Annotated in this window: 22 protein-coding genes; 18 read left to right on the top strand and 4 right to left on the bottom strand. The window is 72.1% G+C overall.

Going from position 1 to position 25546, the window contains the following annotated elements; genetic code table 11:
* Positions 1–123: 123 nt before the first annotated feature.
* The 4 genes from CFRA_RS09235 (at position 124) to CFRA_RS09220 (ending at position 3866) form a co-directional block, all read left to right on the top strand.
* Entirely contained in the window at positions 124–699 is a 576-nt protein-coding gene (locus CFRA_RS09235) for a single-stranded DNA-binding protein (RefSeq protein WP_075664418.1), read from the top strand.
* Between the two features lie 89 nt (positions 700–788).
* Positions 789–2459 carry an energy-dependent translational throttle protein EttA gene (gene ettA, locus CFRA_RS09230; protein WP_075664417.1) on the top strand — a complete coding sequence of 557 codons (1671 nt, stop codon included), beginning with the start codon at positions 789–791 and terminating at the stop codon, positions 2457–2459.
* Between the two features lie 100 nt (positions 2460–2559).
* Entirely contained in the window at positions 2560–3054 is a 495-nt protein-coding gene (locus CFRA_RS09225; protein WP_075664416.1) for an acyl-CoA thioesterase, read from the top strand.
* Entirely contained in the window at positions 3051–3866 is an 816-nt protein-coding gene (locus CFRA_RS09220; RefSeq protein ID WP_075664415.1) for a DUF8185 domain-containing protein, read from the top strand. Before CFRA_RS09225 ends, CFRA_RS09220 begins: the two co-directional genes overlap by 4 nt.
* 158 nt (positions 3867–4024) lie before the next feature.
* Here the strand turns inward: CFRA_RS09220 and CFRA_RS09215 are convergent, their stop codons facing one another.
* Entirely contained in the window at positions 4025–4996 is a 972-nt protein-coding gene (locus tag CFRA_RS09215; RefSeq protein ID WP_075664414.1) for a mechanosensitive ion channel family protein, read from the bottom strand.
* Positions 4997–5248: 252 nt separating this feature from the next.
* On the opposite strand from CFRA_RS09215, the gene CFRA_RS09210 reads away from it, so the two are divergent.
* Both CFRA_RS09210 and CFRA_RS09205 read left to right on the top strand, forming a co-directional pair.
* Entirely contained in the window at positions 5249–6409 is a 1161-nt protein-coding gene (locus CFRA_RS09210) for a cystathionine gamma-synthase (protein ID WP_245797549.1), read from the top strand.
* A 64-nt stretch (positions 6410–6473) separates the two neighbouring features.
* Positions 6474–7265: an SDR family oxidoreductase gene (locus CFRA_RS09205; protein WP_083666935.1), complete on the top strand. Its 792-nt coding sequence runs from the start codon at positions 6474–6476 to the stop codon at positions 7263–7265.
* Here CFRA_RS09205 and CFRA_RS09200 read toward each other — a convergent pair.
* Positions 7219–9234: an FAD/NAD(P)-binding protein gene (locus CFRA_RS09200; protein ID WP_075664413.1), complete on the bottom strand. Its 2016-nt coding sequence runs from the start codon at positions 9232–9234 to the stop codon at positions 7219–7221. The genes CFRA_RS09205 and CFRA_RS09200 overlap by 47 nt on opposite strands.
* A gap of 132 nt (positions 9235–9366) precedes the next feature.
* On the opposite strand from CFRA_RS09200, the gene CFRA_RS09195 reads away from it, so the two are divergent.
* From CFRA_RS09195 to CFRA_RS09145, 11 genes are all read left to right on the top strand, one after another.
* Positions 9367–11007 (top strand): TIGR04028 family ABC transporter substrate-binding protein, encoded by a 1641-nt coding sequence (locus CFRA_RS09195; protein ID WP_415683958.1) that lies wholly within the window; start codon positions 9367–9369, stop codon positions 11005–11007.
* Positions 11004–11942: an ABC transporter permease gene (locus tag CFRA_RS09190; protein WP_075664411.1), complete on the top strand. Its 939-nt coding sequence runs from the start codon at positions 11004–11006 to the stop codon at positions 11940–11942. The genes CFRA_RS09195 and CFRA_RS09190 overlap by 4 nt, the downstream gene beginning before the upstream one ends.
* A gap of 10 nt (positions 11943–11952) precedes the next feature.
* Complete coding sequence (locus CFRA_RS09185; protein ID WP_083667064.1) at positions 11953–12843, top strand: ABC transporter permease; 891 nt, start codon at positions 11953–11955, stop codon at positions 12841–12843.
* A complete protein-coding gene (locus tag CFRA_RS09180; protein WP_075664410.1) occupies positions 12843–14495 on the top strand; it encodes a dipeptide ABC transporter ATP-binding protein in 1653 nt (550 codons plus the stop codon). The genes CFRA_RS09185 and CFRA_RS09180 overlap by 1 nt, the downstream gene beginning before the upstream one ends.
* On the top strand, positions 14485–15858 hold the full coding sequence (locus CFRA_RS11980) for an alkylhydroperoxidase domain protein (protein ID WP_075664409.1): 1374 nt from the start codon (positions 14485–14487) through the stop codon (positions 15856–15858). Before CFRA_RS09180 ends, CFRA_RS11980 begins: the two co-directional genes overlap by 11 nt.
* A gap of 61 nt (positions 15859–15919) precedes the next feature.
* On the top strand, positions 15920–16819 hold the full coding sequence (locus tag CFRA_RS09170; RefSeq protein ID WP_245797547.1) for a phytoene/squalene synthase family protein: 900 nt from the start codon (positions 15920–15922) through the stop codon (positions 16817–16819).
* Between the two features lie 2 nt (positions 16820–16821).
* Positions 16822–18372 carry a phytoene desaturase family protein gene (crtI, locus tag CFRA_RS09165; RefSeq protein WP_075664408.1) on the top strand — a complete coding sequence of 517 codons (1551 nt, stop codon included), beginning with the start codon at positions 16822–16824 and terminating at the stop codon, positions 18370–18372.
* A gap of 142 nt (positions 18373–18514) precedes the next feature.
* Entirely contained in the window at positions 18515–18757 is a 243-nt protein-coding gene (locus CFRA_RS09160; protein WP_075664407.1) for a GntR family transcriptional regulator, read from the top strand.
* Positions 18758–18931: 174 nt separating this feature from the next.
* On the top strand, positions 18932–20089 hold the full coding sequence (locus CFRA_RS09155) for an ABC transporter substrate-binding protein (protein WP_075664406.1): 1158 nt from the start codon (positions 18932–18934) through the stop codon (positions 20087–20089).
* Between the two features lie 41 nt (positions 20090–20130).
* Positions 20131–20934: an ABC transporter permease gene (locus tag CFRA_RS09150; RefSeq protein ID WP_075664405.1), complete on the top strand. Its 804-nt coding sequence runs from the start codon at positions 20131–20133 to the stop codon at positions 20932–20934.
* Positions 20927–21682, top strand: coding sequence for an ABC transporter ATP-binding protein (locus CFRA_RS09145; protein ID WP_075664404.1), 756 nt, complete (start codon positions 20927–20929; stop codon positions 21680–21682). The genes CFRA_RS09150 and CFRA_RS09145 overlap by 8 nt, the downstream gene beginning before the upstream one ends.
* Before the next feature lie 65 nt (positions 21683–21747).
* Here the strand turns inward: CFRA_RS09145 and CFRA_RS09140 are convergent, their stop codons facing one another.
* Together CFRA_RS09140 and CFRA_RS09135 are read right to left on the bottom strand one after the other, a co-directional pair.
* Positions 21748–22296, bottom strand: coding sequence for an OsmC family protein (locus CFRA_RS09140; RefSeq protein WP_075664403.1), 549 nt, complete (start codon positions 22294–22296; stop codon positions 21748–21750).
* A 182-nt stretch (positions 22297–22478) separates the two neighbouring features.
* Positions 22479–24485, bottom strand: coding sequence for an FAD/NAD(P)-binding protein (locus tag CFRA_RS09135; RefSeq protein ID WP_075664402.1), 2007 nt, complete (start codon positions 24483–24485; stop codon positions 22479–22481).
* A gap of 233 nt (positions 24486–24718) precedes the next feature.
* Here CFRA_RS09135 and CFRA_RS09130 point away from each other — a divergent pair, with 233 nt between their 5' ends.
* On the top strand, positions 24719–25486 hold the full coding sequence (locus CFRA_RS09130; RefSeq protein WP_075664401.1) for a YwaF family protein: 768 nt from the start codon (positions 24719–24721) through the stop codon (positions 25484–25486).
* The last annotated feature ends 60 nt before the right edge of the window (positions 25487–25546 follow it).

The raw sequence follows: 25546 nt of genomic DNA, 5'->3' as shown, positions 1-25546 counted from the left end.
GCCGGGGCGCTGCGCCGGGTCGCGGTCACCGGGCAGCATCGGGGACAAGCCCCCGGGGGGAAATTCCGCGGGAGTGTCCGGGGGCGAACCGAGACCCTCGCGCTCCCGCGGGAAAGGACCGTCATGGCCATCAACCACCCGGTCACCCTGACCGGCAACCTCACCCGTAAGCCCTGGCTGCGGCGCACCCAGACCGGTGCGCTCGTGGTCAAGATGCGCATCGCCGCCGACCGCTCCCTGCGCGACGAGAAGTCGAAGACCGGCTGGAGCAGCGTCGACGAGCTCTTCATCGACGTCGAGGCCTGGGGCGACCTGGCCTACAACTGCCGGACGACCCTGGACAAGGGCTCGCCGATCGTGGCCACCGGCTACCTGGTCACCGAGGAGTGGGAGGGCAAGCAGGGCACGACCGAGGAGGAGCGGCGCCGCTCGCGGGTGCTGCTCAAGGCCCGCGCCGTCGCCCACGACCTCAACCGCCACTTCGCGCGCGTCAACCGCTGCGTCGACGTGCAGGCCCGCTGGGCCGGTGAGCGGGACCCGCAGAACCAGGCGCTGTTCGCCCAGAACGTCGACGAGGACCTCTTCACGCCCCAGGACGCGGGCTCCGGCCAGGCGCCGGGCGGGGACCCGGAGCCGGCCACCTTCGACGCCTCCCCGGGCGGTGAGGAGGCCCCCTTCGCCACGGCGGACGTCGCCTGAGCCGGGCCGGCGCGGCCTGGCCCGGCGCCGCGCTGCTGGTAGGGTTACCCTCTAGTGTCTGACGCGAAAAACCACGACAGAGGGGAAACATGGGCGAGTTCATCTACACGATGAAGAACGTGCGCAAGGCCATCGGTGACAAGGTCATTCTCGACGACGTCACCATGGCCTTCTACCCGGGCGCCAAGATCGGCGTCGTCGGCCCGAACGGCGCCGGCAAGTCCTCCATCCTGAAGATCATGGCCGGGCTCGACCAGCCCTCCAACGGCGAGGCCTTCCTGGACCCCGGCGCCACCGTCGGCATCCTGCTGCAGGAGCCGCCGCTGGACGACTCCAAGACCGTCCGCGAGAACGTCGAGGACGGCCTCGGCGACGTCTTCGAGAAGAAGCGCCGCTTCGAGGAGATCGCCGAGGAGATGGCGACCAACTACAGCGACGAGCTGATGGAGGAGATGGGCAAGCTCCAGGAGGCGCTCGACGCCGCCGACGCCTGGGAGGTCGACTCCAAGATCGAGCAGGCTATGGAGGCCCTGCGCTGCCCGCCGTCCGACGACCCGGTCACCCACCTCTCCGGTGGTGAGCGCCGCCGCGTGGCCCTGGCCAAGCTGCTGCTCTCCGAGCCGGACCTGCTGCTGCTCGACGAGCCGACCAACCACCTCGACGCCGAGAGCGTGCAGTGGCTGGAGAAGCACCTGCAGGACTACCCGGGCGCCGTGCTGGCCGTGACCCACGACCGCTACTTCCTCGACCACGTCGCCGAGTGGATCTGCGAGGTCGACCGCGGCAAGCTCTACCCCTACGAGGGCAACTACTCGACCTACCTGGACACCAAGCAGAAGCGCCTCGAGGTCGCCGGCAAGAAGGACGCCAAGCTGCGCAAGCGTCTCAAGGAGGAGCTGGCCTGGGTCCGTTCCGGCGCGAAGGCCCGCCAGGCCAAGAACAAGGCCCGTCTGGAGCGCTACGAGGAGATGGCCGCCGAGGCCGAGAAGTACAAGAAGCTGGACTTCGAGGAGATCCAGATCCCGACCCCGCCGCGCCTGGGCAACAAGGTCGTCGAGGTCAAGGACATGTCCAAGGGCTTCGACGGCCGCACCCTGATCAAGGACCTCTCCTTCACGCTGCCGCGCAACGGCATCGTCGGCGTCATCGGCCCGAACGGCGTGGGCAAGACCACCCTGTTCAAGACGATCGTGGGCATCGAGGAGCCGGACGAGGGCTCCGTCGAGGTCGGCGACACCGTCAAGCTGAGCTACGTCGACCAGAACCGCGAGCACATCGACCCCGAGGCCACGGTCTGGGAGGTCGTCTCCGGCGGCCTGGACTACATCCACGTCGGCCAGAACGAGATGCCGTCCCGCGCCTACCTGTCGGCCTTCGGGTTCAAGGGCCCGGACCAGCAGAAGCCGTCGAAGGTGCTCTCCGGCGGTGAGCGCAACCGCCTGAACCTCGCGCTGACGCTCAAGGAGGGCGGCAACCTGCTGCTGCTCGATGAGCCGACCAACGACCTCGACGTCGAGACCCTCGGCTCCCTGGAGAACGCCCTCGAGAAGTTCCCGGGCTGCGCCGTGGTCATCTCCCACGACCGTTGGTTCCTGGACCGCACCTGCACCCACATCCTCGCCTGGGAGGGCAACATCGAGGAGGGCAAGTGGTTCTGGTTCGAAGGTAACTTCGGCGACTACGAGAAGAACAAGGTCGAGCGCCTCGGCGAGGAGGCCGCCCGCCCGTCGCGCGTGACCCACCGCAAGCTGACGCGCTAGGCGTCGGCGGGTCCCCGCCCGGCCGGCCCTGAGGCGCCGCTCCAGGCGGCGCTTCAGCCACCGCTTGAACAGGCACGAATCACAGAGGGAAGCGAGAACAATGGCATCCATCCACGAAGGCTCCGTCCACCGGACCTACGTGCCGCTGCGGTGGAACGACTTCGACCGCTACGGGCATCTCAACAACGCCCAGTACATCGAGCTGGCCCAGGAGGCCAGGGTGAAGTTCGCGCTCACCGAGTTCCCGCGCGCCGGGCTGAAGACCCCGATGTTCTTCCTGCGCAACCTCGAGGTCGACTTCATGAAGCCGATCCTGCCGAACAAGGAGGACCGCGTCCTCATCGAGACCACTGTCGAGGCGATCGGCACGACCTCCATGACCACCCGCCAGGAGGTCAAGGACCCCGAGGGCCGGGTGGCCGCCGTGGTGCGCTGCGTGTCGGTGGCCATGGACCGCGAGTCCGCCCGCCCGCGCGCGATCAGCTCCGCGGAGATCGGCGTGCTGACCCAGTACGCGGAGTCCTCCGAGGACAAGGGCCCGGCCGGCGAGCTCGAGGGGCCGGACCGCGGTGACCGGGAAGACGGCGCCCGTTGACCGGCGCGAACGGCGGCTGGACCGAGGAGTTCCTCGAGATCTCCGACGGCGCGTCCGGCCTGCAGGCGCTCGTCTCCCGCGCCGTGGGGCTCGACGCCGCGGCGCTGGCACGCCTGCAGCAGCGCGGTGAGTTCGTCGAGGTCTTCGTGACCACGCCCTTCGACGTGGTCGCCTCCCGCCGCGTGCGCGGCACCGCCTCGCGCGACGGGGCGGTGGTCTCCGCGCGCCGGCTGCTCGACGAGCTCGTCGTCTACAACTCCGCGGAGCCGAGCTCGCGCCACCTGGCGCTGGGCTCGCCGCGGGACCCCTCGTGGCCCGGGGCGCTGCCGCCGGCGCAGGGCTTCAAGGAGATCGACCGGGTGCCCGTCGACGTCGTGCGCACCCTGGCCGACAAGGGCCAGTCCCTGGCCCGGCAGTTCTCCGGCCCGCTGGGCCCGCCGCGCAGCCTGCTCGACCAGACGGTCCTGGAGGTCAGCTCGGCGGCCGCGGACGGCCGGGGGGCCTCGACGGCCACCGGTACCTCGGGCACCTCGGGTGCTGCCGGCACCTCGGCCGCCGGGGGAGCGGATGCCGGCACCGGCACCGGCGCGAACGACGCCGCGTCCGACGGCGCGGCCTCCGACGCCGCCGTGGAGAAGGTGGAGATCCCGATGCGGATGATCTTCACCTGCACCTCGCTGGGGCTGATCCCCGGCTTCGCCGCGGCCACCGAGATCCCCCGCCACCTGCGGGTGGCCAAGCTGGGCCGGTGGGTGCGCGTCGACGCGCCCTTCGGCACCGTCTACCGCTCCACCAGGCTCTCGCTCTTCTGAGCCGCGCGGCAGGCGCGCGAGAACGCTGCGCCGCGCGACACCCCGCGTCACCCGGCGCACGGCCCCGCGCCACCCGCGTACCCGCACACGGAAAAACCGCCGCACCCGGCGGGGTGCGGCGGTGTGGAACCGACGGGACGTCGGAAATTGATGGAGGCCTAGGCCTCGTCGTCCTCCAGCGCGGGGTGCTGGATGCCGATGCCGTGCGGGTAGGGCACCTCGATGCCCTGCTCGTGCATGCGCGCCAGGATGTGGCCCTGGATGCGACGCTGCACGTCCCACTGGTCGCCGGGCATCGTCGTCACCGAGATGCGGTAGGACATGTGGTCGATCTCGAAGGCGGACACACCCTGCATCTTCGGCTTGTCCAGGATCTTGGAGGCCACCTCCGGGTTCTCGCAGGCCTCCTCGGCCGCGGCGGCGATGACCTTGCGCGCCTCGTCCGGGTCGTTGGACAGGCTCACCGGGATCTGCAGGCGGGCGATGGCGTACTCGTCGGAGAAGTTGCCCACGCGCAGGATCTCGCCGTTGCGCACGTACCACAGGGTGCCGTCCATGTCGCGGATCGTGGTCAGGCGCAGCGAGATGTCCTCGACGTCGCCGATGATGTCGTCGCCGACGTCGATGACGTCGCCCACGCCGTACTGGTCCTCGAGCAGCATGAAGATGCCCGCGAGGAAGTCCTTGACCACGGACTGCGCGCCGAAGCCGAGGGCGACGCCGGCGACACCGGCGGAGGCGATCAGCGGCGCGATGTTGACGCCGAGTTTGTCCAGGATCGCCAGCGCGGCCCACACCCAGATGATGATGCCGACGGCGGACTTGCCCACCTGGGCCAGCGTGCGGATGCGCGACTTGCGGCGGCGTTCCTTGGCCCGCTCGGCCAGCGTCTGCTCCTGCTGCTGCTCGGCGTCGCGTTGCCGGCCGATGGGCAGGATGTGCGACTTCTTGCGCGGCTTGCGTTCTATGTTGCTCTCGGCGAGGCGGTCGATGAGGCGGCGCAGCGCCCAGTGCGCCACGACCGCGACCACGAGCGTGATCCCGAGGCTGATGGGCACGTCGATGAGCCACTGCTGGACGAGTTCGTTCTCCCACCAGGAGGTCACGGTGGCGGCCGCGGAATCGGTCATCTCGGAGACACCTTCGGGTGAATTAGCTGCGAGTAATGCGAGGTCATCGGGGTTCATTGGCCCCAACGTAGCGCCCGAGACGGCCCGGCGCGACCCCGGGAGGCGGGCAGGGGGTGAGGGCGGCGCGCAGTCGCTGGACGCGGGGTGCGGGGCAGGGGGAGTGGACCGGATCGTGTGACAAACCTGGACCGCTTGGTCTATTGTTGCGGGAAACCCCGGACCGCCTTTTCCGACGCGAAGGAGAACCCCCACGTGAGCGCCCCGTACCCCGGATTCTTCACCGACGCCATCCACGCCGGCTACCACCCGGACTCACACACCGGCGCGGTCAACGTGCCCGTCTACACGTCGACGACCTTCGCCCAGGACGACATCGCGACGCTGCGCGGCGGCTACGAGTACGGCCGCTGCGGCAACCCGACCACCGCGGCGCTCGAGAAGGTCGTGGCCACCCTCGAGGGCGGCGGGGAGGCCGTCGGCCGCGCCTTCGCCTCCGGCATGGCCGCCACCGACACCGTGCTGCGCGTGCTGACCCGCCCGGGCGCCCACATCATCCTCGGCGGCGACGTCTACGGCGGCACCTACCGGCTCATCGAGACCGTCTTCAAGCCCTGGGGCGTGGACTACTCCGTGGTCGACACCACCGACGCCGGCCAGGTCCGCGACGCCCTGCGCGACGAGACCGCCGTGGTCTGGCTCGAGACGCCGACCAACCCGATGCTCGGCGTGACCGACATCGCCGCCGTCGCCGAGGTGCTCGACGGTCACCCGGCCCGCCTCGTGGTGGACAACACCTTCGCCACCCCCTACCTGCAGCGCCCGCTGAGCCTCGGCGCCGACGTGGTGGTCCACTCGACCACGAAGTACCTCGGCGGCCACTCCGACGTCATCGGCGGGCTCGTGGTCACCCCGCACCCCGAGATCGACGAGCTGGTGCTGAAGTTCCAGGGCGACATCGGCGCCATCCCCGGCCCCTTCGACTCCTACCTGGCCTACCGCGGGATCAAGACCCTCGGCGTGCGCATGGACCGCCACTGCGCCAACGCGCAGGCCCTGGCCGAGTTCCTTCAGTCCCGCGACGAGGTCGCCGAGGTGCGCTACCCGGGCCTCGAATCCCACCCGGGCCACGAGGTCGCCGCGCGCCAGATGGCCGGCTTCGGCGGCATGGTCTCGGTGCGCCTGGCCGGCGGCGAGGAGGCCGCCAAGCAGTTCTGCCGCAACACCGAGCTGATCTGTCTGGCCGAGTCCCTCGGCGGCGTGGAGAGCCTGCTCGAGCACCCGGCGACGATGACGCACCTCTCCGCCGAGGGCTCCGCGACCGCCCCGCCGCGCGACCTGGTGCGCATCTCCGTCGGCCTGGAGGACCGCGACCAGCTGCTCGCCGACGCCGCCCAGGCCCTCGACCGGCTGTAGCCGCGCGGCCGTCGGAGCCGCGAAAACCCTTCTCGCCCGCGCGCCCCCGCGCTACCCTGGCCGCATGAGCACCACCGACACCACCGAGAACACGGAGAACACCGCGGATACCGCGGCCGCCACCGCCCCCGGCACGGAGACGGAGCGCCCCCGCAAGGTCGCCGTCGTCACCGGCGCGACCGGCGGGATGGGCGTCGAGATCGTCGCGGACCTGCTGCGCGACCACGACGTGTGGGCCATCGGCCGCGACGCGGACGGCCTCGACCGTCTCGGCGAGCTGGCGCACGTCACCGCCGTGCAGGCCGACCTGGTCACCGAGCTGCTCGATAAGCCCACTGGCGCGCTCGACGAGGTGCTGGGCCTGGACCGCGTCGACGTCCTCGTCCACGCCGCCGCCGTGGCGCAGCGGCGCACCGTCGAGGCCGCCTCAGCCGGGGAATGGCGCTCCCACCTCGACCTCAACGTCGTCGTGCCCGCGCAGCTGACCCGCCGCCTGCTGCCGGCGCTGCGGGCGGCCGGCGGCGACGTCGTCTTCATCAACTCCGGGGCCGGCGACGGCGCCTTTCCCGGCAACATCGTCTACGCCGCCTCCAAGCACGCCCTGCGCGCGCTCGCCGACGGCCTGCGCAAGGAGGAGGCCCCGGCCGGGGTGCGCGTGAGCACGGTCGCCCCGGGCCCCACCGACACCCCGATGCTCGAGACGCTGGTCGCCCAGGAGGGCGGCACCTACACCGTCGAGCACTACATCGACCCCGACGAGGTCGCCCGCGCGGTGCGCACGGCCGTCGACGCGGGGCCGTCGACCCAGATCACAGAGATCGCGGTACGTCCACGAGTCGAGTTGACGGACCGCTGAGGAAGACCTCGACGGCGTTGCGCGCCGCCTTGTCGGTCTCCTGCAGCATCAGCGGGTCCGTGCCGGGCATCGGCGAGATCGTCGTGTCCGCCATCTGCCCGTAGGTCGGGATGCCCAGCAGCATCAGGCGCTTGTCCGGCGTGCCGTCCGGGTGCACCAGCGCGCGCGTGACGGGGTCGACCTCGGGCGAGCCGGTGGGCACGGCCTGCCCGTCGGAGGTGTGGTTGTTGAAGGCCCGCCAGCGGCCCGCCGCCTCGATCGAGCGCGACAGCCCGTCGGTCGCGCGCTGGATGACCGGCTTGTGCATCCACGCGTCGACCAGCGTCGTCGCGCGCACGGGTGTCTGCGTGGTGGGGGAGACCACCTCGAAGTGCGCCCCGCTTGACGACGCCGCGCCTGCCGCGGCGTCCGTGCCCGGGCTCACCGTCACCGTCGGCTCGGCGCCGAGCAGGGTGACCAGGCCGGCGTCGATGAGGGCGAGCAGCTCGCGGGTGCGGAAGAGCGGCGGGCCCGAGCCGACCATCTGGCCGAGCGCCATGAACGCCGAGAGCGTGGTGCGCCGCGACTCGGCGGTGTAGACGCCCTGGTCGCCGAGGATGGACGCCGGCTTGCGCGAGGCGCTGATCGACCACAGGCCCGCCTTGAGCGGGGAGTCCCAGGCGTCGACGGCCTCGGCGATGTCGCGCGCGAGGAAGCCCGCGATGGTCCCGGTGACCTCCTCCGGGGTGCCGGTGACGCCGTCGAGCGGCTCGAACCAGGCGGAGAGCCGGAAGACGTCCTTCTCGGCGACGTGGTCGGCCAGCGTCTCCTCGAGCCGGTCGACGGGGGTGGCGTCGATGAGCCCGATCAGCGAGTCGAGGTCGGTGTCGATCGCCTCGGGGCGCGTCGCGGCCAGCGTGCGGTAGTAGGCGGCGTGGGCGTCGCGCACGATCGCCGGCCACACCTCGGCGGTGAAGTCGACGCTCTCGCGGCCGCTCAGCTCGTCGATGACGGCGCGCAGCCGCTCCAGGGAGGCCTTCGGCGGCAGCGAGCCGTAGTCGGACTTGGGCACGTAGGGGTAGCCGCGCCGCGAGGAGACCCACAGGTGCGGTTCGCGCCCGGACGGCTCGTAGCGCAGCCCCGAGCGCGCGGAGGAGTCCTCGACGAAGCGTCCGCCGCGGCCGATGCTCAGCAGTGCCATGGCGTCGAAGAAGCCCATGCCGAGCCCGCGCACGATCACGTCGCCGGACTCCGGCACCGCGTCGAGGTCCTGGTCGATGGGGTTGTCCGGGTGCACCCAGGTCAGTCCCGGGTGCTCGGCGACGGCCGCGGCCAGAGCCTCCTCCTCGGCGGTGGGGCCGGGCTGGACCCAGCCCGGGGCGATGACGGTGGCGTCGGCGCGGATGAGCTCGCCGTCGTCCAGGCGCAGCCAGTCGATGCCGTTGTCCTCGTCGGCGATGACCTCGACCACCCGGCCCGGATGGCGCCAGACGGAGACCTCGGGCGGCAGCAGCATCTCGGCGACCTCGGCGAACCAGGTGATGTAGAGCCCGTAGAGCGCGCGGGTGGGGTGGGACTGCTCGACGGTCGCGTCGATCTCGTCGCGGAACTCCGCCAGCTGCGTGGGCCGGACGGGGTTGAGGCGGAAGAGCCGCTGCTTCCCGGCGGAGATGCCCTCGGTCTCGCCGCGCACCAGGCGGATCCACTCGAAGAGGGTGGGTCCCTCCTGGACGGGGTTGCCCACCGAGGAGCCGGGCTCGGTGAACAGCGTGACCGCCCCGGCCAGCGTGTTCATGCACAGCGTCTGGCCCTGGTCGGGGTTCCAGATCCGCCCGCCGTAGAAGACGACGTCGTCGATGAGGTGGATGTACATGAAGTTCTTCGGCGGGTTCGCGGCGATGCGCTCGATGACGGAGATGCCGCGCGGACCGGCGCCGATGACGGCGATGCCGGGGGCGGCGGTGTCGTCGGCTGCGTGTTCCTTGGTCATGCCTCCAGACTCTAGTACACCCCCACTAGACAGCTTTGTATGCCCCTGACGAACTGACCTGTACGTAGCGGTGCTACGGTCGGCGGCGTGAAACCTACGACACCCCGCCCGACCCGCAGGAGGCGGCGCCCCGTGCGCGCCGCCGTGGCCGCCGTCCTGGTCGCCGTCACCGCCCTGAGCGCCTGCGCGCGCCCGGCGGGGCCGGCCGGGGCGGCGGAGAACTCCCTGACCTACCTCGAACCGCAGTTCTTCAACACCCTGTACCCGCCGGCCGCCGGCTACTACGCCAACGGCGCGGTGGTCAACAACATCGCCGACCGCCTCCTCTACCAGGATCCGGAGACCCTCGAGCTCTCCCCGTGGATCGCCACCGAGCTGCCCGAGGTCAACGACGACGCCACCGAGTACACCTTCACCATCCGCACGGACGTGACGTACTCCGACGGCTCGCCGCTGACCGCGGAGAACGTGGTGAGGAACTTCGACCTCTACGCCCTCGGCGACAAGTCGCGCTCGCTGACCAGCTCCGAGCAGATCTCCAACTACTCCCACGGCGAGGTGCTCGCCGAGAACCGCGTGCGCTTCCACTTCGACGCGCCCGCCCCCGGCTTCGCCCAGGCGACCAGCTCCTTCAACGCCGGGTTGCTCTCGGATGCCACCCTGGCCAAGGGCAACGAGGGCTTCTCGCCGGGCTCGGCGACCGGGGTCTCCGGCTCCGGCCCCTTCGTGATCACCGGCGAGAAGCTCGGCACCGAGCTCGTGCTCAGCGCCCGCGAGGACTACGACTGGGCCCCGCCGGCACTTGCGCACCAGGGGCGCGCCGGGCTCGACGAGGTCCGCTACGTGCTCGCCGGCGAGGAGTCCGTGCGCGTCGGCGCGCTGACCGCCGGCCAGGCCGACCTGGTCCGCGAGGTCGCCGCGCCCGAGGAGCGCCACCTCGAGGACCGCGGCATCGGCATCGTCTCCCACGGCACCAACGGGATGAACAACCAGCTGGCCTTCCGCTTCCGCCACCCGCTGCTGCAGGACAGGCGGGTGCGCCAGGCCATCATCGCCGGCGTCGACCGCGGGGAGATCATGCGCACGCTCTTCTCCGCGTCCTACCCGATGGCCGAGGCCCCGATGGCACGCACCGCCCTCGGCCACCGGGCCCAGCCCGAGGAGGCCTACGCCTTTGACCCGGAGCGCTCCAGGGAGCTTTTCGCAGAGGCCGGCTGGACGCCCGGAGAGGACGGCATCCTGGTCAAGGACGGGAGGCGCATGGAGCTGACCGTCAACGAGGCGATCGCCCAGCCACGCTCGCGCGAGGTGGTCACCAAGCTGCAGGAGCAGCTGCGCCGCGTCGGGGTCGAAATCAACCTCAACCCCGGCGACAACGCCACCCAGAAGGCCGACCTGCTCGACCAGGACAAGATCCAGATCGCCCACACCATGGTCGGCCGCGCCGACGTCGACGTCATCCGCTCGCTCTACCACTCCGAGACCCGCAACCAGCTGCTCAACGGCGACTCCGCCGACGGCAGCGTGGGCGACGAGCACCTCGAGAAGCTGCTCGACGCCGTCGCCTCCGACCCGGACGCCGCCGACCGCGAGCGCCTGGCCGGCGAGGCGCAGGACTGGGTCACCGAGAACGCCTACGTGCTGCCGCTGTTCGAGGAGCCCGTCGTCTACGGCGTCCAGCCCTGGGTCAAGGGCTTCCGGCCCGAGTCCATCGGGCGCCCCAGCTTCTACACCGTCACCCTCGACAACGAGGCCAGGGAGGCAGCCAAGTGACCGCCCGCTACATCGCACGCCGCGTCGGCCAGGCCGTGCTCGTGCTCTTCATCACCTTCACCGTCGCCTTCTTCCTGCTCTCGGCGCTGCCCTCCGACGGCGTGCTCGCCCGCTACGCCGGCCCCGAGCTCGGCCTGTCGCTGCAGGAGATCGAGGCCATCCGCGACGAACTCGGCGCCGACGACCCGTTGATCGTGCAGTACCTGCGCTCGCTCGGCGGCTTCCTCACCGGCAACCTCGGCTACTCGGTGCAGACCGGCTCCTCGGTGGCCGGCATGATCGCCGAGGCCCTGCCGGGCACCCTCGCGCTGGCCGCGGCCGCCTTCGTGCTCGCCGTGCTCATCGCCCTGGTCATCGCCGCGCTCGCCGCCATCGAGCGCGCCGAGTGGCTCACCGGTGCGGTGCGCGCCCTGCCGGCCCTGATGGTCTCCTTCCCGAGCTTCTGGATCGGCATCATCCTCATCCAGGTCATCTCCTTCCAGCTCGGCTGGGTGCCCGTCATCGGCGCCAGCAGCGTGCAGGACCTCATCCTGCCGGCGGTCACCCTGGCCGTCCCCGTGGCCGCCCCGCTGGCCCAGGTGCTCGTGCGCGCGGTCGACGAGGTCCGCGCCGAGCCCTTCGTCCAGGCCACCCGCGCCCGCGGCGCCTCGCCGACCTGGCTGTTCTGGCGCACCGTCATGCGCGCGGCCCTGCTGCCCGCGGTGACGATGGCCGGCCTCGTCTTCGGCGAGCTCGTCGGCGGCGCCGTGGTCACCGAGGCCGTCTTCGGCCGCCACGGCCTGGGCCGGATGACCGTCGACGCCGTCGCCTACCGCGACACCCCCGTCCTTCTGGCCGTCGTGGTCATCTCCGCGGCCGCCTACGTGACCATCAACCTCCTCGTGGACCTGGCCTACCCGGTCCTCGACCCCCGCCTGCGCAGGAAGGCGAACTGACGTGACGCACCTGAACCTCACCCCACGCACCCGCGACGCCGACGCCGCAGGCGGCGGTGCCGGCGCCGACCGCAACGGAACCGCCCGGCGCACCCGCGCGGCGTCGGCAAGTGTCTGGCGCCGCCCGGCCACCGTCGCGGCACTCATCGTGCTGGCCGTCGCCGTCATCGCCGCGCTCTTCCCGGCGCTGCTGGCCACCGACGACCCGGTCTCGGGCACCGCCACCCCGCTCGCGCCGCCCTCGGCCGAGAACTGGCTGGGCACCGACGCCGTGGGCCGCGACCTCTACTCGCGCATCGTCTTCGGCGCGCGCCACTCGCTGTCCGGCGCCGTGATCGCCGTGGTGCTCGGCCTGGTCGTCGGCACGCTCGTCGGCCTGCTGGCCGGCACCCGCGGCGGCTGGGTCGACGCGGTGCTCATGCGCGGCGTCGACGTGCTGCTCTCCGTGCCGTCGCTGCTGGTCAGCCTCTCAGTGATCATCATCCTGGGCTTCGGCACCGTCAACTCCGCCATCGCCGTCGGCGTCTCCTCGGTGGCCACCTTCGCCCGCCTGGTGCGCTCCCAGGTGCTCAAGGTCGCCGCCACCGACTACGTCGAGGCCGCCTTCGGCTCCGGCGGCACGCGTACCCAGGTGCTGCTGCGCCACGTGCTGCCCAACTCGCTGGCCCCGGTCATCGCGCTGGCCGCCGTGCAGTTCGGCTCCGCGATCCTGCAGCTGGCCACCCTCGGCTTCCTCGGCTACGGCGCCCCGCCGCCCACCCCGGAGTGGGGCCTGATCATCGCCGAGGCCCGCGACTACATCGCCACCTCCTGGTGGCTGACCCTGATGCCCGGACTGGCCATCGTCGCCGTCGTCCTGGCCGCCAACCAGCTCTCCCGCGCGCTGAGGAAGGTGCTCTGATGACCGGAACCACCCGAACCGGGACAACCGGAAACCCCGCCCAGGCCGCGGACACCCCGCTGCTTCAGGTCCGCGACCTCGCCGTCAGCTACGCCGGCACCCGCGGGCCCGTGCACGCCGTGCGCGGCGTCGACCTCGAGGTCCACCCCGGCGAGATCACCGCGATCGTCGGCGAGTCCGGCTCCGGCAAGTCCACCACCGCCGCCGCCGTGATGGGGCTGCTGCCGGACTCCGCCACCCTGGACACCGGCAGCATCCGCATCGCCGGCCGCGAGGTCACCGACCTGAAGGAACGCCAGTGGCGCCGCCTGCGCGGCACCACCGTCGGCCTGGTGCCCCAGGACCCGCAGAACTCGCTGAGCCCCGTGCAGACCATCGGTGCCTCCGTGGCCGAGGGCCTGGCCATCCACCGCCGCGGCACCCGCGCCACACGCAAGCAGAAGGCCCTCGAGCTGCTCGAGCGCGTCGGCATCGACGACCCCGCCCGCCGCTTCGACCAGTACCCCCACGAACTGTCCGGCGGCATGAAGCAGCGCGCCCTGATCGCCGCCGCGGTGGCCCTCGAGCCGCGCCTGCTCGTCGCCGACGAGCCGACCAGCGCGCTCGACGTCACCGTGCAGAAGACGATCCTCGACCTGCTCGACGAGATGCGCCGCGAGCTCGGCCTCGGCGTCCTGCTGATCACCCACGACCTCGCGGTGGCCGGCGACCGCGCCGACCGCGTGGTCGTCATGCAGCACGGCGAGGTCCGCGAGTCCGGCCTGGCCGCCACCGTGCTGACCGACCCGCGCGACGACTACTCGCGCCGCCTGCTGCGCGACGCGCCCTCGCTGCACACCGCCGAGGCCTTCCGCACCCACACCCCGGACCCGGAGGCCGAGACCGTGCTCACCGTCGACGGGCTGGGCCAGGACTTCGACGGGGTCACCGCCGTCGACGACGTCTCCTTCACCGTCGCCCGCGGTCACACCCACGCCATCGTCGGCGAGTCCGGCTCCGGCAAGACCACCACGGGGCGTGCCGTCGCCGGCTTCCGCGCGCCGACCCGCGGCAGGGTCGACCTCGACGGCGTCGACGTCGGCGGGCTCGACGAGCGCGGCCGCCGGAAGCTGCGCGGCAGGGTCCAGCTGGTCTACCAGAACCCGTACTCCTCGCTGGACCCGCGCCAGCGCATCGGCGCCATCGTCGCCGAGCCGCTGCGCAACTACGGCCGCGACGCCTCCGGGAAGGTCGTCGCCGCCGCCCTCGAACGCGTCGCCCTCGACCCGGCGCTGGCCGGGCGCCTGCCCGCGGAGCTCTCCGGCGGACAGCTGCAGCGCGTGGCCATCGCCCGCGCGCTCGTCGTCGAACCGGACGTCGTCGTCTTCGACGAGGCCGTCAGCGCCCTCGACGTCTCCGTGCAGGCCCAGATCCTGCGCCTGCTCGACCGCCTGCAGCAGGAGCTCGACCTGACCTACGTGTTCATCTCGCACGACCTGGCCGTGGTACGCCAGATATCGGACACCGTCTCGGTGATGGCCGGCGGCCGCCAGGTCGAGTCGGGCACGACCGAGGAGGTCTTCACCCACCCGCAGACCGACTACACCCGCGAACTCATCGACGCGATCCCCGGGTCGCGCTACCGCACAGGAGGACTGAACCTTGGGCTCTGAACTTTCCGCCGACATCATTGACGCGCTTGCCGACGTCCCGTCGGTCACCGACCTGCGCGCCGGGCGCGCCCAGGCGCGCGAGAACGCGCAGCGCGCCTTCGCCGCGCTGCTCGAGCCCGACGAGCCGGGCACCTTCACCCAGGCCGAGCGCTACGCCGTGGCCGCCTTCACCGCCCTGCTCCACGACGAGCAGCGCGCCGTGGTCTTCTACCTGGAGCTGCTCTCCGACGAGACCGACGAGATCCACGCCGGGATGGTGGCCAAGCTCGCCCGCGCCGCCGCGGGACGTGGCCCCTACGGCGTCTACCGGGAGAGCGGGCTGGCAGGCGAGTCCGAGCCCGGTGCGTGGTTCGACGGGGAGGAGGCGGCCGCGAAGGTCGGCGGGCGTCTCGCCGCGGCCTTCGGGCTGGCCCACCTGCTGGTCCTCCACCCGCGCGACGCGCGCCCGGGGACCTGGGAGCCGCTGGCAAAGGCCGGCTGGACCACCGACGAGGCGGTCAGCCTCGCCCAGCTCATCGCTTTCCTCGCCTTCCAGCTGCGCGTCGTGCGCGGGCTGCGGGTCCTCGCCGGCGCCGACGACGGGGGAGCGGACGCACGTGACGGCGGAAGCGCCGGTGACGGCGCAAGCGCCGGTGACGCCGCAAGCGCCGGTGACGGCGCAAGCGCCGTCACCCGGGAAAGGGACGCCGCAGGGGACGCAGACGCCGCGGCAGGCGCGGCGTCGGAAAGCGACGTTGAAGGCAGCGGAGACCTGCCGCTGACCACCTACCCGGACATCCACGCACCCGAGCGGTTCGTCTCGCACGCGCTGGGCTGGCACGCCTGGCTCGAGCCCGTCGCCGAGCGGGAGCTGACCGAGGCGCAGATCGACTCGCTGATAAAGCCCGAGCGCGCCAGGCAACCCTACTTCCGGCTGCTCGCCCGCGACCCCGAGGCGCTGCGGGCGCGCACCCTGACCGACCTGGACATCTTCTACAACACCGACGGCGGGCTCGGCCGCGCCGAGCGCGAGTTCGCCGCCGCCGTGACCAGCCGCTTCAACGGCTGCGTCTACTGCGCCTCCGTGCACGCCGGGCGCACGCTCGCCGAGTCCACCGGACGCGAGGACGACGTCGAGCGCCTGCTCGCCGAGGGCCCGGGCGCCGAGGCCGGCTCCGCGGCCTGGAACGCGGTGCGCGACGCCGCCGTGGCCCTCTCGTCCACGCCCGCCCGCTTCGACGCCGCGCACGTGCGCGCCCTCGAGGAGGCCGGGCTCGACAAGGCCTCGGTGCTCGACGTGATCAACGCGGTGGCCTTCTTCAACTGGGCCAACCGGCTCATGCTCGGCCTCGGCGAGCCCGAGGTGCCCCGCCGCTTCCGCTGAGGCGCAGGTGAGGGTCATCTGAGCTGCGGGGCACGGGTGCCCGCCCGCTAATCTGGCAGCCATGACTGAAGTGGACCGGGAGCGCGCGGGCTACGCGGCGATGGCGCGACGCGCCGCCGCGGCCGTGCTCGCGTGCTACTCGACGAGCTTCGGGGCCGCCACGCGCCTGCTGCCCGCCCGCGAGCGCGCCGACATCCGCGCCCTCTACGCGGTGGTGCGCATCGCCGACGAGATCGTCGACTCCGCCGCCGGGCTCGCCGGCTTCGACGCCGCGGCCGCCCTCGACTCCTACGAGGCCGCCGTGCGCGCCGCGGCGGGAGAGCCCTTCCACACCGACCCGGTGCTGCACGCCTTCGCCGCGACCGCCCGGCGCTGCCGGTTCACCGACGAGCAGCTCGCCGCGTTCTTCGCCGCGATGCGCGCCGACCTGCCTGCCGCGGCGGAGTCGCCTGCGGCGGCGGGGGAGCCGGGCGCGGCCGGAACCGCACCGGCGGCCTTTACGCGCGCCGGGCTGGCCCGCTACATCCACGGCTCGGCCGAGGTGGTCGGCGAGATGTGCGTGCACGTCTTCCTCGCCGGCCCGCCGACCGGCCCGCGTGCGCAGGAGACCCTGGCCGGGGCGCGCCGGCTCGGCGCGGCCTTCCAGAAGGTCAACTTCCTGCGCGACCTGCGCCACGACCGCCACGTACTCGGGCGCGACTACGTGCCCTGGGTGACCGACGGGGCGTCGAAAAGCGAGTTCGTCGCCGAGATCCGCGCCGGCCTCGACGCGGCACGTGCCAGCCTGCCCGAGCTGCCCGCGCGCGCCCGCCTGGCCGTGAGCGCGGCGATCGGGCTCTACGGCGAGTTGACCGACCGGCTGGACGCGGCGACGTGGGACGAGGTCACCGGCGGGCGCATCCGCGTGCCCGGCCCGGTCAAGGCGCGCGTGCTCGCGCGCACCCTGACGAGGAGGAGCTGAACATGACGCAGTCGGCACGGCACGCGGTGGTCATCGGCGCGGGCGTGGCGGGACTGGCCACGGCCGCCCTGCTGGGGAAGGAAGGCTGGCGGGTCACCGTCTGCGAGCGCACCGACGCCCCCGGCGGGCGCATGGGCGAGCTTTCCGTCGACGGCTTCCGCTTCGAGACCGGCCCGAGCTGGTACCTCATGCCCGAGGTCTTCGAGCGTTTCTTCGCCCACTTCGGCACCAGCCCCGAGTCCGAGTACGGGCTGGACCGCCTCGACCCGGCCTACCGCGTCTACTCCTCGGACGGACGCAGCCTGGACGTGCGCACCGGCCACGCCGTCGAGCTCTTCGAGACCGTCGACCCCGGCTCCGGGGCCAGGCTGCGCGCCTACCTCGACCAGGCCCGCGAGGCCTACCGGCTGGCCGAGGAGAAGTTCCTCTACACCACCTTCTCCCGGCCCGCCGACCTGGCGAACGGTGAGGTGCTGCGCCGCCTGCCGGAGCTGGCCCGCCTGCTGACCGAACCGCTGGCGAGGAAGGCCGCGCGGGTGACCCGCGACCCGCTGCTGCGCCAGATCCTCGAGTACCCGGCGGTCTTCCTGGCCTCCCGCCCCGAGCGCATCCCCTCGCTGTACCACCTGATGAGTCACGCGGACCTCACCGCGGGGGTGGTCTACCCGCGCGGCGGCTTCGCGGCGCTGGGCCGGGCGATGGTGCGCGTCGCCGAGGCCCAGGGCGTGCGGATCCGCACCGGCTGCGAGGTCACCGCGATCACCTCCACCGCCGGGCGCGCCGACGGGGTGCGCCTGGCCGACGGTGGGCGGATCGCCGCCGACGCCGTGGTCAGCTGCGCCGACCTGCATCACACGGAGAACTCCCTGCTCCCGCGGGGGAGGCGCAGCTACCCGGAGCGGAAGTGGGCCCGGCGCGACCCCGGCCCCGGCGTGGTGCTCGTGCTGCTCGGCGTGCGCGGCGAGCTTCCGGGCCTGCTGCACCACACCCTCTTCTTCGACGCGGACTGGCGCGCGGACTTCGACGCCGTCTTCTCCGGTCCCGACGGCCGCCGCGACCTGCCGGCGGCGCGCTCGATGTACGTCTGCCGGGCCAGCGCGTCCGACCCCTCGCTCGCCCCGGACGGCTGCGAGAACCTCTTCATGCTGGTACCCACCCCGGCCGACCCGGCCATCGGCCACGGCGACGCCTACGGTGCGGCCGAGTCACCCACGGTGCGTGCGATTGCCGACGCCGCGGTGGCCCGGCTCGGCGCCCGCCTCGGCGTGGGCGACCTGGCCGGGCGGGTGGTGGTGCGCCGCACGATCGGGCCGGCGGACTTCGCCGGGCGCTACCACGCGTGGCGCGGCTCGGCGCTGGGCCTGGCCCACACGCTCGGTCAGTCGGCCTTCCTGCGCGGGAAGAATGTCTCGGACAAGCTCGACGGGCTCTACTACGCGGGCTCGACCACGCTGCCCGGCGTCGGGGTGCCGATGTGCCTGATCTCCGCGGAGAACGTGCTCACCCGCATGCGCGAGCGCGGGGACCTCGGTTCCGCGCCGACGCGGGGGTAGCGCGTCGCGCCGGCGGGTGGGGCTCCGCCTCAGTGGCAGTGTTCCCCTTACAACTGTTCGGGCGGATCCGCTCGTCGGCTGTGACAACTGTGGTGCGCACGAGATAAATCAGGGCAAACTGATTCTCTGTTAGTATCAAATTATGACTCCGGCTCGACCCCGAAAACAGCCCGCCTACCTGCGTATCGCGGACGAGGTGAGGTCCTGGATCGAGTCCGGAAAGTACGCCCCGGGCGAGCGGCTGCCGCACGAGCGTGCGATGGTCGAGCAGTTCGGGGTCGCGCGCATGACCGTGCGCCACGCCCTCGAGATCCTGGAGAACGAGGGGCTCATCGACCGTCGCCGCGGCCGCACCGGCGGCACCTTCGTCGCCCTCGGTGACTGACGGGGCGTCGGCAATCTCTCGGGGAATGGGGAGTCGGGCAGACTGAACGGTCTGGTTTATTATTCACCGCCTGTCCGGCGGTGACCGCGCATTCGGTGACGTGTCCCTTCGCTCTTAGTGGACCGAGTGGTACAGTCCGGGAGAACTGTACGGTCCGAGGGCGGAAGGGATCAGATGGCCGGGACCACCCTGAGGATGACGCGCCGCCAGCTGCTGCGGGCGGCCCTCGCCGTCGGCGGCGCCGCGCTCGGCGGGGGAGCGCTCGCCGGCTGCACCCCTGAGCCCGCGGGCGGGCGCGACGACGCCCCGGTCACGATCGGGTTCGTGCCGATCGCCTGCGCCTCCCCGCTCCTCGCCGCCGACGGGCTGGGGCTCTTCGAACGCCACGGTGTGCGGGTGCGCCTGCGCAAGTTCTCCGGGTGGGCCGACCTGTGGACCGCCTACGCGGTCGGCGAGATCGACGTGGCGCACATGCTCTCGCCGATGCCCGTCGCCCTGGACGCCGGGGTGACCAACGCCGCCCGGCCCACCCGCATCGTGTTCACGCAGAACACCAACGGCCAGGCCGTCACCCTGGGCGCCCGCCACCACCCCGGCGTGCGCGGTGCGGCGGACCTCGAGGGGATGACCATAGGCATCCCCTTCGAGTACTCCGTGCACGCGCTCCTGCTGCGCGACTACCTGACCGCCCACGGGCTCGACCCGGTCGCCGACCTCGAGCTGCGCCTGCTGCGGCCGGCGGACATGATCGCGCAGATGTCGGTGGGCACCATCGACGGCTTCATCGGCCCCGAACCGTTCCTGCAGCGCTCACTGGCCACCGGCTCCGGGCGGGTCTTCGAGCTGACCAAGGACATGTGGGACGGGCACCCCTGCTGCGCGGTCGCGATGGCCAAGGACTTCCTGGCGGACGCGCCGGGGCCCGCCCGCCGCATCGTCGCCGCGCTCGAGGAGGCCGCGCGCTTCGTGAACAACCCGGAGCACGCCCACCGGGCCGCCCCGCTCCTGGGTGCCGAGGCGTACCTCAACCAGAAGCCCGAGTTCATCGAGCCGGCCCTGCGCGGGTCCTATCTGAGCTGGGGCGACGAGGAGATCGAGGACCCGGACTACCTCCGCTTCGGCGACCCGACCTCGTATCTGGCCATCGCGTGGATGGCCACGCAGATCGCGCGCTTCGGCCTCGGCGGCGGGGCGCTCGAACTGGACGACGCGGCCGTCGCCGCCGTCACCGACAGCGTGCTGCCCGCCGACGGCGACCGCGACCTGACCCCGGTCGAGATCAACGGCACCCGCTTCGATCCCGCCCGGCCCACCGCCGCCTACCGCCGCTGAGGCGCGGCGCACCCCCTGACAGACAAGGAGCACCAATCCCGATGAGTACCAGGACCGCGGCGCGCGGCGAGGTGCGCAACCCGCTCTACCCGGTCGCCCTGTTCGTGGTGATCCTCGCCGCCTTCCTCGCCCTCTGGCAGGCGGCGGCCGCCGCCGGCTGGCTCGCCGACATCGCCCCGACGCCGGCGCGCACCGCCACCCGCGCCGTCGAGATCCTCTCCGACCCCTTCTACCGCGACGGGCCGGCCTCCGTCGGCATCTTCTGGCACCTGGTGGCCAGCCTGCGTCGCGTGGTCGTCGGCTTCCTGCTGGCCATGGCCATCGCCGTGCCGCTGGGCTTCCTGCTCGGCTCCTCGGCGCTGCTGCGCCGGGCCGTCGACCCCTTCGTGCAGGTGCTGCGCCCGGTCTCCCCGTTGGCCTGGCTGCCGCTGGGCCTGGCGCTGCTGCGCGACGCCGAGGCGACCTCCGTGTTCGTCATCGTCCTCTCGGCGATCTGGCCGACGCTGGTCAACACCATCGACGCGGTGCGCGGGATCAACCCGACCTACCTCAACCTCGCGGCCACGCTGGGCACGAACTGGTGGGACAAGCTGCGCTTCGTCACCGCCCCGGCCGTGGTGCCCGGCATCGTCACCGGCATGCGGCTGTCGCTGTCGACGTCGTGGCTGGTCATCGTCGCCGCCGAGATGCTCGCCGGGGGACAGGGCATCGGCTTCTTCGTCTGGAACATGTGGAACCGGCTCGACATCGACGCCATCGTGGTGGCCATCGTCGTCATCGGCGTCGTCGGTCTGCTCCTCGACTACCTCATCGCCTCTCTGCAGAAGGTCGTGCGCTATGACTGACATCCTCGTTGACTCCGTGACCAAGACCTTCGGCGAGACCCGGGTCATCGGCCCGACCTCGCTGAGCGTGGCCGAGGGCGAGTTCGTCTCCCTCCTGGGGCCGTCCGGCTCCGGCAAGTCCACGATCCTTAACATGATCGCGGGGCTCGCCGAGCCGAGCTCCGGGACCGTCTCCGCCCTCGGTTCGCCGGTCACCGGGCCCGGCCCGGAGCGCGGCATGGTCTTCCAGAACCACGCCCTGCTGCCGTGGCTGACCGCCCGCGGAAACATCGACTTCGGGCTGCGCTCGGCGCGCCCGGGCCTCAGTGCGGCCGAGCGTGCCGCGCGCGCCGAGGAGTACCTGGCCAAGGTCAACCTCTCGCACGCCGCCGACCGCAGGCCCGCCCAGCTCTCCGGCGGCATGCAGCAGCGGGTCGGCCTGGCGCGGGCCTTCGCCGTCGACTCGCGCATCCTGCTCCTCGACGAGCCCTTCGGCGCGCTCGACGCCCTGACGCGCCGGCAGCTCCAGGAGGTCCTGCTCGAGGTGTGGGAGGCCAACCAGCGCACCGTCGTGATGGTCACCCACGACGTCGACGAGGCGATCCTGCTCTCCGACCGGATCCTGGTCATGTCGCCCGGGCCGGACGCCACGATCATCGAGGACGTCACCGTGGAGCTGCCGCGCCCGCGCTTCGGGGAGGGGGCCGCGGCCGCCGGCGAGTACACCGGCGAGCTGCGTGGCCGCCTGCTCGGCCTGCTCGAGCGCTAGGAGGACGCGGAAGCGCCCGCCGGATCGCTCCGGCGGGCGCTTTCTGTGGAGGTGTCGCGGGCTGCCTAGGCCAGCTCGGCGGTGAGGTTGGCCGGGCGGGTGTAGGTGTTGACCACCGGCGACCACTCGACGGCGTCGTCGACGATCTTCTGCAGGGTCTCGCGGTCGGCGTCGCCGTCCAGGTCGACGGTCACGCGCACGTCGGAGACGCCCGGGCGCTTCTCGCCCTCGATGTCGCCGACGCCCCAGGTCGGGGAGATGTCGATGTCGGACTCGATGTCGATGTCGATCTTGGTCAGCTCGACGCCGCGGTGGGTGGCGATGGCCTGGATGCCCACGGAGATGCAGGCGGCGAGGCCGGCCTGGGCGATCTCGGTCGGGTTCGGGGCGGTGTTGTCGCCCAGCAGCGGGTAAGGCTCGGAGACGAGCACCGGGTCGAGGTCGCGGACCTTGGTGTAGTTGCGGAAGTGACCGTCGGCCTCGGTGTGGGTGCGGATCTTCTTGCGGCCGCCCTCGGGGTTGTCGATGTTCTTCTGCGCCAGCTCGGACAGCTTGTCCTTGTCGATCGGCTCGAGGGCCTCGCCGTCCTGGTGCTTCGGGGTCAGATCAGACATATCAGTCTCCTTCGCGTTGATTGTGTTCCTCAATGTAGCACGCTCGGTCCAGTCATGCCAGACCGCTTGGTCTGTATAGGGTGGACCGAGTGGCTGGAGGTGGTCGCCGTGTGCGGTTGTCCCTGCGTGGCCGGGTCGATTGAGCCGGCCGGGGCAGGCGGCCCGGCGCCGCGCGGCCGGGCTCAGGCCGGCTGCGCGACGACTGCCCGCAGCGCGCGGTCGAGCGCGGAGACCGCGGCCTTGTCGGCCTCCTGGATGAACCAGGAGTCCGTGCCCGGGAGCGGCGGGGCCAGCGTGGTGTCCGGGTACTGGGAGTGGGCGGGGATGCCCACCAGGTGCAGGCGCGGGTCGGTTTCGCCGTCGACGCCGACGGCCAGCCGGGTCTGCGGGTCCAGCTCCGGGGAACCGGTGAGCAGGGTCTCGCCGTCGGCGCGTGTCTCGCTGAACGGGCGCACCCTGCCGGTGGAGACCAGCCGGGCCATCAGCGGGTCCGAGGGCAGGCGACGGATGTCCGGCTTGTGCACCCACGCGTCGACGAGCGTGGTGCCGCGGACCGACTCGCTGGCCGAGTACTCCGAGCGCAGCACCCAGGTGCCCTCGTCGACGTCGAGGACCGGCGAGCCGCCCACCAGCGTCACCACGCCCGCCTCGATGAGCGCGAGCAGCTGGCGCGACCGGAACAGCGGCGGGCCCGAGCACGCGAACTGCCCCAGCGCGACGGCGGTGTGGAAGAGATTGCGCCGCGACTCGGCCGTGTAGCGGGCCTCGGCGCCGAGCACCTGGGTCGGCTTGCGGGCGGAGCCGACCGACCACAGCGCGGCGCGCACCGGCGAGTCCTGCCCGCGCTCGGACTCCGCGATGTCGTGGGCGATGCGTCCGGCGGCCCAGGCGGTCAGCTCGGCGACGGAGTCGAACTGCCGCGGGATCTGCTCGATGTAGGGTACCAGGGAGAACGGCTCGTCCGTGGACTCCTCGACGATCCGGTCGAGGACCTCGACGCCCCCGAAACGGGCGCGCGGGTTGATGTCGGCCGCGTCGATCTCGGCGAGCGCCTCGGCCACCGGGCGGCGCAGCGCGTCCGGGCGGACCCGCGCGAGCGTCTCGACGTAGGTGGCGTAGGCGTCGCGCACCACCGCGGGCCAGACCTCGGTGTCGTAGTCGATGCAGTGGCTGCCGCCGCGCGCGGAGAGCGCCTTGATGACCTTCCGCAGCCGCGGCATCGCGGCCGGGGGCGGGACCTGGCCGTCGGCGGCCTGCGGCAGGAACGGGTAACCGCGCCGCGAGCTGGCGAAGAAACGGGGCTCGTCTCCGCTGGCCTCGTAGCGCAGCCCGCCGGGCGCCGCGGCGTCCTCGACGAAGCGGCCGCCGCGCTCGACGGTGCTCAGGGCGAGGACGTCGAAGAAGCCCATGCCCAGCCCGCGCACGAGCACCCGCTCGCCGGCGGCGATGCCGGCGACGTCCTGGTCGATGGGGTTGTCGGCGCGGACCCAGTGCAGCCGGGGGTCCTTGCGCAGCTTCGCGTTGATCCACTTCTCCTGCTCGGTGAAGCCCTGGTGCTGCCAGCCGGAGACGAAGACGGTGGCGGTGGCGGCGAGCGTCGTGGCGTCGGAGAGTGCGATCTCGTCGCACTCGCCGCTCTCCCGGATGCCGACGGCACGCGCGGCGTGGGCGACCGGGGTGACCCAGTCGGGCAGGCGGTCGAGCACCGAGGAGTAGACCCACTGGATGTAGAAGCCGTAGAGGGCGCGCGGCAGATAGGAGTGGGGCAGAACGGCGTCGAGCTCCTCGGCGGAGAAGTCCTCGGTGACCGGGCGGAACTGCGGCAGCAGCGGGTGTGCGCGGAAGTAGTCGACCTTGGCGGGTGCGATCCCGGTCTCGTCCCCGCGCACCAGGCGGATCCACTCGTAGATCGTCGGGCCCTCGGTGACCGGGTCGGCCACGGTCGCACCCGGTTCGGCGAAGAGCGTCATGCCGTCGGCGAAGGTGTTCATCACCAGCGCGTGCGTCTGGTCGATGTTCCAGATCCGTCCGCCGCCGTGCTGCGCGTCGTCGATGAGGTGCAGGTAGAGGCGTTCGGGCGGGTCGGAAAGGTGCGTCAGGTGCGAGACGAGTCGTTCGAGCACGGCGATGCTGCGCGGGCCGAGCCCGATCACGGCGATCGCCGGGACCGTCGGCGAGGTGGGTGCCACGATCAGTTTCTCCCTCCGGTCTGAATGAAATGTACCGCACAGTCTAGTCATGACATACCGAGCGGGCTAGGTGGGGTCGGTCGGGGTCGCGCCGGCGTGCCCCGGACAGGGCCGGCGGGAGCGCCGGGCCCCGGGTAGAACCGCGCGTCCGGGACAGGTCGCCCGTGACCCACGGTGGGGAAGACCCCGGCTCTCACGGTGGGGGCGACCACCTGTTGCTAAAATCCCGGCTTATGTCGAACGCCACCCGCACCTGGACGTCCCGCCGCACCGGCGGGACGTACCCGGTCATAGAGCAGTTCGACAGCCGGCACCTGTGCGTGATGGTCGTCGGGATCAGCCTGGCCGGCGTGCTCGTCGTCGCCGCGAGGCGCACCCGCGGGATGAAGGCGAACAAGATCGCCCGGCAGCTCACCGCGCTCGTGCTCGGGGTGCTCAGCGTGACCTACCTGGCCGTGATCCTCCGGCCCGAGAACTTCGTCCCCGACGAGCTGGCCCCCTTCCACGTCTCCGACTGGCTGCGCCTGATCGCCCCGGTCGCGTTGGGCACCGGCCAGGAGCACCTGACCGCGATCACCTACTACTGGGGCTTCCTGCTCAACCCCATGGCGTTGCTGACCCCCGACGCCGCGTGGGTGATGGACCGGCGCATCCAGGAGAGCGCCTACTGGCTCTTCCACTGGGCGGCCCTGATCATCCCCGCCGTGCTCACCTTCGGCTACGGCTTCCGGCCCACCTGGTCCGGTTACCGCTTCACCATGGCGTTCAGCATGCTCTGGATGGCCGTCGCCGGGGTGGCCAACGTGCGCACCGGCGGCAACTACGGCTTTCTCGCACGCAAGCCGCGGGGGCGCTCGATCATCGACGTCTTCGGGCCGTGGCCCCGCTACATCGGCGTCGAGTTCGTGCTCGTCGCGATCGCGTGGGCCGGCATGACGTGGATCTGGGAGCGGCGCCCGGCCGGCCGACTCAGCCGCCGTGGGCTGATGCGCAGGGCCTGAGCCCGCGGTTTCCCGCAGGGGTGGAGCGGGCCCCGAGCCCCGCTCCCGTATCTCGACCGC

This window comes from Corynebacterium frankenforstense DSM 45800 (assembly GCF_001941485.1).
Lineage (GTDB): Bacteria > Actinomycetota > Actinomycetes > Mycobacteriales > Mycobacteriaceae > Corynebacterium > Corynebacterium frankenforstense.
This window is presented reverse-complemented; position numbering and strand designations above follow the sequence as displayed.